At 71.1% G+C, this 12,552-nt stretch carries 18 protein-coding genes; 8 read left to right on the top strand and 10 right to left on the bottom strand.

Annotated elements, in window-relative coordinates; all coding sequences use genetic code 11:
- Positions 1-4: 4 nt before the first annotated feature.
- Both EJF31_RS21715 and EJF31_RS01510 read left to right on the top strand, forming a co-directional pair.
- Complete coding sequence (locus EJF31_RS21715) at positions 5-181, top strand: DUF6104 family protein (RefSeq protein ID WP_181407740.1); 177 nt, start codon at positions 5-7, stop codon at positions 179-181.
- Positions 182-183: 2 nt separating this feature from the next.
- Positions 184-792, top strand: coding sequence for an acetoacetate decarboxylase family protein (locus tag EJF31_RS01510; protein ID WP_125035336.1), 609 nt, complete (start codon positions 184-186; stop codon positions 790-792).
- Between the two features lie 9 nt (positions 793-801).
- Here the strand turns inward: EJF31_RS01510 and EJF31_RS01505 are convergent, their stop codons facing one another.
- The 4 genes from EJF31_RS01505 to EJF31_RS01490 form a co-directional block, all read right to left on the bottom strand.
- Positions 802-1,059 (bottom strand): hypothetical protein, encoded by a 258-nt coding sequence (locus EJF31_RS01505; RefSeq protein WP_125035335.1) that lies wholly within the window; start codon positions 1,057-1,059, stop codon positions 802-804.
- A gap of 100 nt (positions 1,060-1,159) precedes the next feature.
- A complete protein-coding gene (locus EJF31_RS01500; protein ID WP_125035334.1) occupies positions 1,160-1,375 on the bottom strand; it encodes a hypothetical protein in 216 nt (71 codons plus the stop codon).
- Positions 1,376-1,385: 10 nt separating this feature from the next.
- A complete protein-coding gene (locus EJF31_RS01495; protein WP_125035333.1) occupies positions 1,386-2,534 on the bottom strand; it encodes an acyl-CoA desaturase in 1,149 nt (382 codons plus the stop codon).
- Positions 2,535-2,545: 11 nt separating this feature from the next.
- On the bottom strand, positions 2,546-3,628 hold the full coding sequence (locus EJF31_RS01490) for a ferredoxin reductase (RefSeq protein ID WP_125035332.1): 1,083 nt from the start codon (positions 3,626-3,628) through the stop codon (positions 2,546-2,548).
- Positions 3,629-3,775: 147 nt separating this feature from the next.
- Here EJF31_RS01490 and EJF31_RS01485 point away from each other — a divergent pair, with 147 nt between their 5' ends.
- Together EJF31_RS01485 and EJF31_RS01480 are read left to right on the top strand one after the other, a co-directional pair.
- A complete protein-coding gene (locus EJF31_RS01485; protein WP_125035331.1) occupies positions 3,776-4,396 on the top strand; it encodes a TetR family transcriptional regulator in 621 nt (206 codons plus the stop codon).
- Between the two features lie 27 nt (positions 4,397-4,423).
- The gene (locus EJF31_RS01480) at positions 4,424-4,951 is read left to right on the top strand and encodes a nitroreductase family deazaflavin-dependent oxidoreductase (protein WP_125035330.1); all 528 of its coding nucleotides are present in this window, start codon (positions 4,424-4,426) and stop codon (positions 4,949-4,951) included.
- Here the strand turns inward: EJF31_RS01480 and EJF31_RS01475 are convergent.
- The 4 genes from EJF31_RS01475 to EJF31_RS01460 all read right to left on the bottom strand — a co-directional run bounded on the left by EJF31_RS01475 (position 4,938) and on the right by EJF31_RS01460 (position 8,335).
- The gene (locus EJF31_RS01475; RefSeq protein ID WP_125035329.1) at positions 4,938-5,615 is read right to left on the bottom strand and encodes an SDR family oxidoreductase; all 678 of its coding nucleotides are present in this window, start codon (positions 5,613-5,615) and stop codon (positions 4,938-4,940) included. The genes EJF31_RS01480 and EJF31_RS01475 overlap by 14 nt on opposite strands.
- Positions 5,612-6,580 carry a zinc-binding dehydrogenase gene (locus tag EJF31_RS01470; protein ID WP_125035328.1) on the bottom strand — a complete coding sequence of 323 codons (969 nt, stop codon included), beginning with the start codon at positions 6,578-6,580 and terminating at the stop codon, positions 5,612-5,614. The genes EJF31_RS01475 and EJF31_RS01470 overlap by 4 nt, the downstream gene beginning before the upstream one ends.
- Positions 6,581-6,611: 31 nt before the next feature.
- Positions 6,612-7,727 (bottom strand): NADP-dependent malic enzyme, encoded by a 1,116-nt coding sequence (locus tag EJF31_RS01465; RefSeq protein WP_373994684.1) that lies wholly within the window; start codon positions 7,725-7,727, stop codon positions 6,612-6,614.
- 212 nt (positions 7,728-7,939) lie between these two features.
- Positions 7,940-8,335 carry a S24 family peptidase gene (locus tag EJF31_RS01460; protein WP_260430570.1) on the bottom strand — a complete coding sequence of 132 codons (396 nt, stop codon included), beginning with the start codon at positions 8,333-8,335 and terminating at the stop codon, positions 7,940-7,942.
- Between the two features lie 52 nt (positions 8,336-8,387).
- Between EJF31_RS01460 and sodN the strand changes: the two genes are divergently transcribed.
- From sodN to EJF31_RS01445, 3 genes are all read left to right on the top strand, one after another.
- Positions 8,388-8,789 (top strand): superoxide dismutase, Ni, encoded by a 402-nt coding sequence (sodN, locus tag EJF31_RS01455; RefSeq protein WP_125035326.1) that lies wholly within the window; start codon positions 8,388-8,390, stop codon positions 8,787-8,789.
- A 137-nt stretch (positions 8,790-8,926) separates the two neighbouring features.
- Positions 8,927-9,328, top strand: coding sequence for an anti-sigma factor (locus tag EJF31_RS01450; protein ID WP_125035325.1), 402 nt, complete (start codon positions 8,927-8,929; stop codon positions 9,326-9,328).
- A 12-nt stretch (positions 9,329-9,340) separates the two neighbouring features.
- On the top strand, positions 9,341-10,165 hold the full coding sequence (locus EJF31_RS01445; RefSeq protein ID WP_125035324.1) for an RNA polymerase sigma factor SigF: 825 nt from the start codon (positions 9,341-9,343) through the stop codon (positions 10,163-10,165).
- On the opposite strand, the gene EJF31_RS01440 is transcribed toward EJF31_RS01445, so the two are convergent.
- Positions 10,162-10,539 carry a hypothetical protein gene (locus tag EJF31_RS01440; protein ID WP_125035323.1) on the bottom strand — a complete coding sequence of 126 codons (378 nt, stop codon included), beginning with the start codon at positions 10,537-10,539 and terminating at the stop codon, positions 10,162-10,164. The two genes, EJF31_RS01445 and EJF31_RS01440, sit on opposite strands and share 4 nt — an antisense overlap.
- 235 nt (positions 10,540-10,774) lie before the next feature.
- Here EJF31_RS01440 and EJF31_RS01435 point away from each other — a divergent pair, with 235 nt between their 5' ends.
- Positions 10,775-11,026, top strand: a complete 252-nt coding sequence (locus tag EJF31_RS01435; protein WP_011755173.1) for a WhiB family transcriptional regulator — start codon at positions 10,775-10,777, stop codon at positions 11,024-11,026.
- 19 nt (positions 11,027-11,045) lie between these two features.
- On the opposite strand, the gene EJF31_RS01430 is transcribed toward EJF31_RS01435, so the two are convergent.
- On the bottom strand, positions 11,046-12,524 hold the full coding sequence (locus EJF31_RS01430; protein ID WP_125035322.1) for a PAS domain-containing sensor histidine kinase: 1,479 nt from the start codon (positions 12,522-12,524) through the stop codon (positions 11,046-11,048).
- Positions 12,525-12,552: the final 28 nt, after the last annotated feature.

Below are 12,552 nucleotides of genomic sequence, written 5' to 3'. Positions count from 1 at the left end.
CGGCATGTACTTCACCGATCGCGGGATCGAGGAGCTCCAGAAGCGCCGGGGTGACGAAGAGGTCACCCTGGCGTGGCTGGGCGAACGGCTCCAGGAGTTCACCGACACCCACCCGGAGTTCGAGACGGCCGTGGAGCGCTTCGCCACCTGGCTGGCGCGCCTCGACGACCCCGAGGACTGAGGGTGGGGGTCGACTACCCCGACGCGCCCTGGGCGATGGTCGGGCAGCTTTGGTGCTCGCTGTTCCGGGTGAACGAGGACGTCGACGAGCTGCGTCCGGCCGGCCTCTACGGCGCCGCGTTCGTCAGCTACGACGACGGCAGTCCGCTCACCTACTCCGAGCTGCTGGTCGCCCGTCCGGTCCGGACGGGACCCGGTCGACGGGTGTCCATCACCGACATCTGGGTGGACTCCCCCGCGTCGATGGCCGGCGGTCGCGAGCTCTGGGCGATCCCGAAGGACCTGTGTGACTTCACCCTGGACAGCAGCCGCACCGGTCCGCTGTCCCGCACCGACTGGTCGGCGTCGGTCGCCCGGCGGCCGATCGCCTCGGCCTGGTTCACCGACGTCTCGCGGGCCGGCGTACGCCTGCCGTTCCGTGGTGGCACCTGGCAGCCGGGCATCGAGGACACCGACGGCGAGGACCGACTGGCCGGCATCAGCGGCTCGGCCCGGACCCTCCCCTGCCGCGGCCACTGGGACTTCGCCGCGGACGGGCCGCTCGCCTGGCTCCGCGGCCGGCGGACCCTGGCCTCCTTCCGGATGGCCGACTTCCGCCTGTCGTTCGGCTGAGCGCGTGGGTCAGGCGGCGGTCCGCATCGCCGTCGCCCGGACGATCGTGCCCGGGTAGCAGCAGTTGCAGAGGTGGACGAGATGGCCGAGGGAGCGGGCCGGGATGCCGGCCGCCCGGGTCAGGTCGATGGTGAGCCGGCAGGCCGTGCGCCGGAAGGCCCGGTCGATCTCTTCGTGGATCGATGCCCAGGCGTCGCTGTCGAAGGTGCCGGAGAGCTCGAGCGTGCTGGTGTTCGCGTCGTAGTGCGAGGCGAAGGTCGTGTCCATGAATCCCTCGGTTCGTAGGTTTCGACTTTCTTGAATCCCCGTTTCCCCGAGGCCAGTCATGTACCCCCGGCAACGTGAACCGAACCACTGGTCTAGACCATCACTGCTCGCCCTGCTCCTCGTGGTCCTCCGCGGCCTTGCGCGCGGCGTCCCTGATCTCGAAGATCTCGGTCGCGAAGCCGCCGAGGACGCCGGCCACGTCCCTCACGGCACCGGTGATGATCGAGGTCACCTGCCCCACCGTCCCGGCGGCAGCCTGGACGGCGTCCTGGATCGCGTCCTTGCGGATCTCGGCCTTGCTCAGGTGGTCGTCCATGACCCCATCCTCACGCGGCCAGCGACGAGCCGACAACGTCTTCCGACGGGCGGGACCGCGCCGCCAGGCGCCCGAGCCGGTCCGGGACCGCGAGCCGGCAGATCTTGCGCGCCACCGACCCGAGCTGCCTGCCGAGCGGGCCGGAGTTGTAGGCGATCCCGTAGCGCTCGCAGATCTCCCGGACCTCGACGGCGATCTCGGGGTAGCGACGGGCGGGGATGTCGGGGAACAGGTGGTGCTCGATCTGGTGGCTGAGGTTGCCGGTCATCACGTGGAAGAGCTTGCTGCCGGTGATGTTGGCCGAGCCGAGCAGCTGCCGGTAGTACCAGTGGCCGCGCGACTCGTCCTCGCACTCCTCCTGGGAGAACGTCGAGACGCCGGCCGGGAAGTGGCCGCAGAAGATGATGTTGAAGGTCCAGATGTTGCGGATCAGGTTGGCCAGGGCGTTGCCCGCGAGCGTGGCCGGGAACAGCGGGCCGGTCAGCGCCGGGAAGAGCAGGTAGTCCTTCAGCGTCTGGTTGCGGATCTTGCGCAGCAGGCCTCGGTGCAGGTGCTTGGTCTCGGCCCAGGTCTTCTCGCCGGCCATGATCCGGTCGAACTCCAGGTCGTGCAGCGCGACACCCCACTCGAAGCCGAGCATGAGCAGCGTCGCGTAGAGCGGGTTGCCCAGGTAGTAGGGCCGCCACTCCTGGTCCTCGTCCATCCGCAGGATGCCGTATCCGATGTCGCGGTCCTTGCCGAGGATGTTGGTGTAGGTGTGGTGGATGTAGTTGTGCGAGAACTTCCACTGCTCGCTGGGGCACATCGTGTCCCACTCGTACATCCGGGAGTTCAGGCCCGGGTCACCCATCCAGTCGTACTGCCCGTGCATGACGTTGTGGCCGATCTCCATGTTGTCCAGGATCTTGGAGACGCTCAGGGCGGCCACGGCCAGCGGCCAGGCGGGCGGCAGGTAGAACAGCGCGCGGCCGGCGACCTCGAACCCGCGCTGGGTCTTCACGACCGTGCGGATGTAGGCGGCGTCCTCCTCGCCGAGGTCGGCGATGACGCGCTGGCGGATGGCGTCCAGCTCGGCGCCGAACGCGTCGAGGTCGATCTCGCCGGTCGAGCCTGCCGAGACCTGGTGGGTCGTGTCGGTACTGGTCGTGTGGGTCGTCATGGTGGTTCCTCTCAGAGTGCGACGGCGCAGTCGCCGACGGGAGCGGAGACGCAGATACGGATGTCCTCGTCCGGCAGCGAGCTCTCCTCGCCGGTCAGGACGTTGCGGACGGTGCCCTCGGTCTTGCGTGAGGTGCAGGAGAAGCAGATGCCCATCCGGCAGCCGAACTCGGGCCGCAGCCCCAGGGCCTCGGCCTGTTCGAGCAGCGCGGCGCCGGTGTTGGGTGCCGCCTTGCCGGAGCGGGTGAACGTGACCTCGCCGGTCGAGTGGTCCCCGCTCACTCGGACCCGGGGTGGCTTGAAGTACTCCACCCGGAGGGCCTCGGAGCCGTCGTACGCCGCCTGGACCGCCTCGATGAGCGGTGCGGGCCCGCAGGCCCAGGTGGGCACGTCCCGGTAGCCGGGCACGAGCCGCTCGAGCCACGCGGGCGAGAGGGCCGGGTCGCCGAGCTCCGGGTGCAGCAGGTGCACGTCGATGCCGTGGCCGCTGCGACGGATCTCGTCGAGCTCGGCGGCGAAGATCTGGTGGTCGGGGCTCTGGGCGTAGTGGACGAACGTGACCCGGCCGCGGTGGGTGCGACGCTGCAGGGAGCGCAGCATCGACATCAGCGGCGTGATGCCACTCCCGCCCGAGATGAACAGCACGTGGTCCGGCACGTGGTCGGGCAGCACGAACTCGCCCTGGGCCTGCGAGAGGTGGACCATCGTGCCGGGCGTTGCCCGCTCGACGAGGTACCGCGACACCACCCCCTCGGGATTCGCCCGCAGGGTGATCGTGAAGCGGTCGCCGTGGCGCGAGTCCGGGCTCGAGACGGTGAAGACGCGCGTCGTGCGCCGGGCACCGTCGATCTCGACGCCCAGCTGCACGTGCTGGCCGGCGCGGTGCCCGCGCCACGTCGAGGTGGGCTGGAGCGTGATCGTCGCGACCGGCGGGTGGCCCGGGACGTCCACCTCGCGGTGCACGTCGACGATGCGGGCACGCACCTCGTGCGCGGCCCACATCGGGTTCACCTGCTCGAGGTAGCGGTCCACGCCGTGGGGCGAGGTCAGGGCCGCGAGGACCCTCGACCGGAGCAGCGTTCCCGTGATGCTCATGCCTGCCTCCTTCCAAGTTTGAGTGAACATACGTTCACTCAAACTATCTCCGCGTACCGGCGGTACGGTCAAGGAAAGGGCGCGTGACCCTGCGCACTCGTCCGTGAGACGCGGTACACACGTTCACCCGGGTCTAACATCGGACACATGACCGAGACCCGGGGTGAACGCAAGGAGCGCACGCGCCGCGCGATCCTCGACGCTGCGATCGGCCTCTGTGAGGACAGCAGCCTGGTCGCCCTCTCGCTGCGCCAGGTCGCCAAGGAGGTCGGCATCGTGCCGACCGCGTTCTACCGGCACTTCGACTCCATCGAGGCGCTCGGGCTCGCCCTGGTCGACGAGTCCTTCGTGTCGCTGCGCGCGATGCTGCGCGACATCCGCCGGGGCGATCCGTCGTACGCCGACATCGTCGACCTGTCGATCGACATCCTCGTCCAGCACGTGCACCAGCAGCGCGCGCACTTCCTGTTCATCGCCCGCGAGCGCGGCGCCGGTCCCCCGGCCGTGCGCGAGGCGATCCGTCACGAGATCGAGCTCTGCGAGCGCGAGCTCGCCACCGACCTGGCCCGGCTGCCCGGCACGGCGGCCTGGTCGGCGGAGGACCTGCGCATCCTGTCCAACCTGATCGTGATGGCCATGGTCGCCACGGCCGAGGCGATCCTCAGCGCACCCCAGCGGGCCGACACCCAGCGGCAGATCGTGGAGACGGCGCGCACCCAGCTGCGGATGGTGCTCGTCGGCGCCCTGCACTGGAAGTCGCGGACGTAGCCGCTCCGCCGCGGCTAGCCTCCGCACATGGGACTCGCCGCGGACCTCGACTACCACCACACCTCCGGGAACCCCGTCCACCGCGCGATGCGCTGGGTCGGCGGCACGCGCGCCGGGGGCTGGTTCTTCTCGCGCACCCTGCGCCACATGGACAACGCGATCGAGCGCGTCACCCACGGCCGGCAGAGCGCGCCGTGGCTGCTCTCGGGGTTGGCCGTCCTCGACCTCACGACCACCGGCCGCAAGTCGGGCCAGCGCCGGACCAGCCACCTCATCGCGACGCCCTACGACGGCACCCTGGCCCTACTGGGCACCAACTTCGGCCAGGAGTCGACGCCGGCCTGGGCGCTCAACCTCGAGGCCGAACCCAGGGCCACGGTCAGCTACCGCGGCGCCAGCCGGGACGTCATCGCGCGGCCGGCGACGGCAGCGGAGGCCGACGAGATCTTCGCCCTGGCCGGGGAGTTCTACATGGGATACCGCAACTACCGGGAGCGGATCGGCGACCTGCGCCGGATCCGGGTCTTCGTCCTCGAGCCCCTCACCGCGGCCTGATCGTCAGGTCCGGCACCGTCGCGTCCGGCCCCAGGTCCAGCACGCCGAGGATCGCCTCGGCCACCGTCTCCGGGCGGATCCACGCCGCGGGGTCGTAGTCCTTGCCCTCCTGGGCGTGCACCTGCTCCTGCATGGGCGTCGCCGTGCGACCGGGGTAGACCGAGGTGACCCGCACGCCGCTCTCGGCCTCCTCGCCGCGCAGGGCGTCGGCCAGGGCGCGCAGGCCGTGCTTGGAGGCGGCGTACGCCGCCCACTGCGGGTGGGCGGCCAGCCCGGCGCCGGAGTTGACGAAGACCACCGTGCCGCGGGCGGCCCGGAGTGCGGGCAGGGCAGCCCGCGTCAGTGCCGCGGGCGCGACGAGGTTGACCCGCAGCTGGGTCGACCAGGCCTCCACGTCGAGCTCGGCGACAGAGCCGAGGTCGACCACTCCTGCGGCGTGCACGACCGAGTCGAGGGCCTCGGGCAGCACGAGCGACCCGACCGACTCCGGGAAGGCCAGGTCGGCGACCACGGTCGTGACACCGGGGAGGTCCGCCGCGAGCTCCTGCGCGCGCTCCTCGGACCGGGCCAGGGCGACCACCTCGTCGCCGCGACCGAGGAGCCGCTGGGCCAGGACGGCGCCGATGCCGGAGCCGGCCCCAGTGAGCAGGTGAGTGCGGCTCACCTCGTGAACACGATCTTGCCGAAGACGTCGCCCTCGGCCATCGCGGCGAAGCCGTCGCGAGCCTGGTCCATCGGCAGCGTGCGGTCGACCAGCGGCCGCGCGCCCGACGCGTCGAGCAGGCTGACGAGCGAGGCCAGCTCGCCGCGGGTGCCCATCGTGGAGCCGATGACGCTGAGCTGGAGGAAGAAGATGCGGGTCAGCTCGGCGTCGTCGAGCTGGGGTCCCGAGGTGGTGCCGGAGATGACGATCTTGCCGCCGGGGCGCAGGGCGCGGATCGAGTGCGACCAGGTGGCGCGGCCGACGGTCTCCATGACGGCGTCGACCTTCACGGGCAGCCGGGCGCCGGACTCGAAGACCTCGTGGGCGCCGATCTCGAGCGCCCGGGCCCGCTTGCCCTCGTCGCGGCTGGTGGCCAGCACCTTCAGGCCGCCGGCGCGGGCCAGGATGATCAGCGCGGTCGCGACGCCGCCGCCCGCACCCTGGACCAGCACGGTGTCGCCGGCCTTGAGGTCACCCTGGGTGAAGAGCATCCGGTAGGCCGTCAGCCAGGCGGTCGGCAGGCACGCGGCCTCGGCGAACGACATCGAGGCGGGCTTGGGGACCACGTTGCCGCGCGGCACGACGACCTTGTCGGCGAAGGTGCCCTGGTGCCGCTCCGAGAGCAGCGAGCGCTTCGGGTCGAGGGTCTCGTCACCGGACCACGACGGGTCGCTCACGACGGCGTGGACGACGACCTCGTTCCCGTCCTCGTCGTACCCGGCCGCGTCGCAGCCCAGGATCATCGGCAGCGCCTCCTCGCGCAGGCCGACGCCCCGCAGGGACCAGAGGTCGTGGTGGTTCAGCGAGGCGGCCTTGACCGTGACGGTCGTCCACCCGTCAGGGGCGACCGGGTCGGGGCGCTCCCCCACCACGAGGGCGGACAGCGGGTCGTCGGAGGAGAACTTGTCGGCGTAGACGGCGAACATTCCCCGAACCTATCGAGTCAGCGGGCGCTGCTCAGCGCCGGGCGACACCGTCTCGCCGTGCGGCCGCCGCGACGGCGGCGGACACCGCCGGGCCGACCCGGGGGTCGAACGGCGAGGGGATGATGTGGTCCTCGGCCAGGTCGTCACCGACGAGCTGGGCGAGCGCGTCCGCAGCCGCGAGCTTCATGTTCTCGGTGATGGCGGTGGCGTGCACGTCGAAGGCACCGCGGAAGATGCCCGGGAACGCCAGCACGTTGTTGATCTGGTTGGGGAAGTCCGAGCGGCCGGTGGCGACCACCCGTGCGTGCCGGTGGGCGACGTCGGGGTGCACCTCGGGGGTGGGATTGGCCAGGCCGAAGATGATCGAGTCGGCGGCCATCGTGGCGACGTACTCCTCGGGCACCGTGCCGCCGGAGACGCCGATGTAGACGTCGGCACCGACGAGCACGTCCGCGAGCGAGCCGGAGCGGCCGAAGTGGTCGGCGGTGTCGACCGCGAGGGCCTTCTTGACCGGCGTGAGGTCACCGCGCGAGGAGTGGAGCACGCCCTTGCGGTCGGTGACCGCGAGGTCCTTGATGCCGGCCTCGAGCAGGATCCGGGCCACCGCGACGCCCGCGGCACCGGCGCCGGAGATGACCACGCGGGTCGACTCGGGGTTGCGGCCGGTCAGGCGCAGGGCGTTCTGCAGCGCCGCGAGCGCGACCACGGCGGTGCCGTGCTGGTCGTCGTGGAAGACGGGGATGTCGAGGCGCTCCTTGAGGCGCTCCTCGATCTCGAAGCAGCGCGGCGCCGAGATGTCCTCGAGGTTGATGCCGCCGAAGCTGGGGGCCAGCCGGGCGACGGTCTCGATGATCTCGTCGGTGTCGGTGGTGGCCAGGCAGATCGGGATGGCGTCGACGCCGCCGAACTGCTTGAACAGCACGGCCTTGCCCTCCATGACCGGCATCGCGGCGGCGGGGCCGATGTCGCCGAGGCCGAGCACGGCCGTCCCGTCGGTGACGACGGCGACCGTGTTGGGCACCCACGTGTAGTGCTGGGTCAGGCTCGGGTCGGCGGCGATCGCCTCGCAGACCTGGGCGACGCCGGGCGTGTAGGCCAGCGACAGCTCGTCGGGCCCGTTCAGGGCCACCGTCGAGACGATCTCCATCTTGCCGCCCACGTGCAGGTCGAACACCGGCTCGCCGGCGTGCGGGTGCGGCGCCCTGCCGCCTCCCGCGCCACCCTGCTGGGCATCGGACTCTGCTGCAACCATGACCACTTCTGACTTTCGGCTCAGGCGTACGGGGGATGGTGGTGGCCCAGCTCGACGCGGAACGGGTGGTTCGCGGAACTGCGTGGACCGGGGGGTCTCCCTGCCGATCAGTCTGGCACAGGCCTCGACACCCGCCGGAGGTCCGTCCACGGCCGCGGCCACACCCGCGCGAGCACGACGGCGTGCACGTCGACGTCCGGGACCGGGCCGCGGTGCCGCGAGTCGACGCCCTGCTCGGGGTTGTCCGACTCCAGCCACCACCCCGGCGCTCCGCTCCGGGTCTCCCGCCGGGAGGCCGCCCGCTTCACCGCGAGGGTGCCGTCGGCGAACGTGGCCAGCACCAGCGCACCGGGCCGCACGCGGGCGGCGTACCGGACGAGCAGCAGGTCCCCGGGCCGCAGCGTCGGCAGCATCGACTCCCCCCGGACCCGGGCGAGGCCGATCGGCCGCACGGGAGCGGTCGGTCGGGAGCCCGGGGACACCGGGTGTGGACGGTGTGGCACGCGGAGTAGTGTCGCAGCCGAGCCAGCCAAGACGAGTACGAGAGGACACTGGATGTTCGAGCGACTGTTCGCCCCCACTGTCGAGGTCTCCGCCCACTGCGACCTGCCCTGCGGCGTCTACGACCCCGCCCAGGCCCGCATCGAGGCCGAGTCGATCAAGGCCATCATCGCCAAGGTCGCCGACAACAACGACCCCGACTTCCGCACCCGCGCGGTCCTGATCAAGGAGCAGCGCTCCGAGCTGGTCAAGCACCACCTGTGGGTGCTGTGGACCGACTACTTCAAGCCGCCGCACTTCGAGAAGTACCCCCAGCTGCACACCCTCGTGAACGAGGCCACCAAGCTGGCGGGTGCCTCGGGCACCAAGGGCGAGCTCGACGCGGCCAAGGCCGACGAGCTGCTTGCGAAGATCGATGAGATCGCCGAGATCTTCTGGGAGACCAAGAAGGCTTGAGCGAATCGAAAGCCTTCGCCGTCGTGACGAAGGCCTGATCGCACCGCGACACATGGCGGGGCCGGTTGCTGGGTACACCACCCAGTGACCGGCCCCGACTAGTGTTCGGGTGTACCCCCCGACGAAGGACGGCGACCATGTCAGACCCCGGGCAGCGCGCGGACGTGGAGCTCAGGCTCCCCGCCGACGGCGCCTACGTCTCCGTGCTGCGGACGACGACTGCCGGACTCGCGGCACGACTCGACTTCACGATGGACGACATCGAGGACCTCCGCATCGCCGTCGGCGAGGCCAGCGCCATGGTCCTGCCGGAGGCCGACGAGGCCTCCGACCTGCTGTGCCAGTTCTACATGCGGCCCGGCGAGCTCACCGTGACCGTCGGCGTCAGCTCCTCGCAGGCCGCCGTGGAACCGGACTACGACAGCTTCGCGTGGCAGGTGCTGACCACGCTGGCGACCAGCGCCGAGGCCGAGGCCGGCTCCGGACGCTTCACCGTGAGCCTGACCATGGAGTCGGGTCACCTCGGGGCCGAACTCTGACGTGACCCTGCGATGACCACCAACGGGGAGACGACCCGGGACGACGGCATCCTCACGGAGCCGCCGACGGGCGTCGAGCTCACGCGCCGACGCAGCGCGGAGCTCTTCGTGCTGTTCCGCGACGAGGGTGCCCCGCAGGGCACGCGCGACGGCGCCCGCGAGGAGCTGGTGCACCTGCACCTGCCGCTCGTCGAGCACTGCGCGCGCCGTTTCCGCAACCGCGGCGAGCCCTTCGAGGACCTCGTCCAGGTCGGCACGATCGGCCTGATCAAGTCCATCGACCGGTTCGACAGCGACCGCGGCGTGGAGTTCTCGACGTACGCGACCCCGACGATCATCGGCGAGATCAAGCGCTACTTCCGCGACAAGGGCTGGGCGATCCGGGTGCCCCGCCGGCTCCAGGAGCTGCGCATGCAGATCGGCGCGGCCGGTGCGGAGCTGACCCAGTCGCTGGGCCGCTCCCCCACGCCGCGCGAGCTCGCCGAGGCGATCGGCTGCACGGTCGAGGAGATCATCGAGGGCATCGAGTCGAGCAACGCCTACTCGACCCTGTCGCTGGACGCCAGCGACGACAACGAGGACGGGGCGGCCACCATGCTCGACGCGATCGGCATCGACGACGCCGGGCTGGCCCACGTCGAGATCCGCGAGTCGATCAAGCCGCTGCTCGACCGGCTGGACCAGCGCGAGAAGAAGATCCTGCTGCTCCGGTTCTTCAAGAACATGACGCAGTCGCAGATCGCCGAGGAGATCGGCGTCTCGCAGATGCACGTCTCCCGCCTGCTCAACCGGACCCTCGAGCAGCTGCGGGCCTCGCTCGAGGAGGAGTCCGGCTAGCTCTCGTCGGAGAGCGCCTCGATGCTGTCGGGGTGCAGCATCCCGACCACGACGACCAGCGCCACGATCGCCAGACCGGCGGCCAGCACGGGCACGTCGCGGTAGTTCCAGGCGAGTCCGAGCATGATCAGCTGGGTCAGCACGATCGGGCTGCGCGCCCAGGAACGGCGCCGGTTGACCGACCACCCGCAGACGACCAGGAACGCGCCGTACGCGATGAAGAAGAGCGTGGTGGTGACGCCCATGACGACGCGGTCCGACGAGAGGCTGAACAGCTCCAGGATCCCGAGCAGGGCGAGGACGATGCCCTCGACGGCCACCAGCGAGGCGGCCACCACGAGGGGGGCGGGGGTGTCGGTGGCCAAGGCATTCACCCCGCTAGCCTAGAGAGCCTGATCCGGGCGTGAACCACGCGGGGAGACCCCGGTGTGACGCTCGTGACCAAAGGAACCGGGCCCCAGGGGTTGTTTAACGGTCCAAAGGTTGCCACGCTAGACGACGCGCTCGTGAACGCTTTCACATCGTTGTGCCCGTCGTACACGCGCGCCCGCAGGGCAGTGAGTGCTCCTGACCTGTACGGACGTAGAAGGAAAGAGGGATCCCCCAGCCATGGATTGGCGCCACCGTTCCGCCTGTCTCGACGAGGACCCGGAGCTGTTCTTCCCGATCGGCAACACCGGTCCGGCCATCCTCCAGATCGAGGAGGCCAAGCAGGTGTGCCGACGCTGCGAGGTGCGCGAACAGTGCCTCGCGTGGGCGCTCGAGGCTGGCCAGGACCACGGTGTCTGGGGCGGCCTGAGCGAGGACGAGCGTCGCGCTCTCAAGCGTCGCAACGCCCGCGCCCGCGTCCGCACCGCCTGACCCTCCCCCTCACCCCCGCTCACTCGAGGGGTACGTCGACCTCCGCGCGCGTGCCGGAGGCCGTCGACCCCAGCGACAGCTGACCCCCGAGCTCGGACTCGACCAGGGTCCGCACGATCGAGAGCCCCAGGTTCGTCGACCCGTCCAGGTCGAACCCGTCCGGCAGCCCCCGCCCGTCGTCGTCGACGATGAGGTGCAGCCGGCCCACGATCCGGCGCACGGTCACGACGATCTCCCCGACCACCGTGTCGTCGGCGGCGTCGTAGCCGTGCTCGACGGCGTTCTGGAGCACCTCGGTGAGCACCATCGCGAGTGCGGTGGCGACCTCGGAGCGCAGCACGCCGAAGGTGCCGTCGCGGCGCACCCGCACCCGGTCGCCGACCGCACTGACCTCGGTGACCATCCGACCCAGCCGGTCGGCGATCTCGTCGAACTCGACCTGCTCCTCGACGGCGGTGCTGAGCGTCTCGTGGACGATCGCGATCGACCCGACCCGCCGCACGGCCTCCTCGAGGGCGGCGCGGCCGGCCTCGGAGTCCATCCGCCGCGCCTGCAGCCGCAGCAGCGCGGCCACGGTCTGCAGGTTGTTCTTCACGCGGTGGTGGATCTCGCGGATCGTGGCGTCCTTGGTGACCAGCTCGCGGTCCCGGCGACGCAGGTCGGTCACGTCGCGCACCAGCACCAGGGCGCCGATGTGGTCGCCCGAGGGGCGCAGCGGGATCGAGCGGACGATGAGGGACACCCCGCCGTCCCCATCGGTCCCGAGCTCGGTGTCGCGGTGGGCGCGCCCACCCAGGACGGCGCTCAGCGTCTCCTCGTCGGGGCGGCGACGCGGCGGCACCAGCTCACGCGTCGTGTCGGCCAGCGAGAGGCCCGCCAGGTCACCGCCGAGGCCGAGACGCCGGTAGACCGACAGGGCGTTGGGCGAGGCGTAGACGACCCGGCCCGCGGCGTCGACACGCAGGAAGCCGTCCCCCACCCGCGGCGAGTCCGCGTGGTCGCTGCGCTGCCCCGGGGCCGGGAAGTAGCCGTTGGCGATCATCTGGGTCAGGTCGGCCGCGGTCTGGAGGTAGCTCAGCTCGAGCCGGCTGGGCGTCCGGACGCCGAGCAGGTTGGTGTTGCGCGCGACCACCGCGATCACCCGGCCGGCCCGGCGCACCGGGATCGTCTCGACCCGCACCGGCACGTCGTCGCGCCACTCGGGATCCCCCTCCCGGACGAGTCGGCCCTGGGAGTACGCCGCGTCGAGCAGCGGCCGGCGGCCGATCGGGACGAACGTCCCGACCACGTCGTCGACGTACGCCGTGGGGCCGGTCGTGGGGCGCATCTGGGCGCCCGCCCAGTAGCCCTTGCCCTCGCGGTCGGGCAGCCACAGCACCAGGTCGGCGAACGACAGGTCCGCGATGATCTGCCAGTCGGCCTGGAGCAGCTGCACCCAGGAGACGTCCTCGTCGTCGAGGTCCGTGTGGCTGCGGACGAGGTCGGTGAGCGATGGCACGTTGCCGAGTTTGTCACCCCGGGTCCGG

Source organism: Nocardioides sp. LS1 (assembly GCF_003865225.1).
Lineage (GTDB): Bacteria > Actinomycetota > Actinomycetes > Propionibacteriales > Nocardioidaceae > Nocardioides > Nocardioides ginsengisegetis.
The sequence above is the reverse complement of the archived record's forward strand: the minus strand, read 5'-3'. Positions and strand labels throughout refer to the sequence as shown.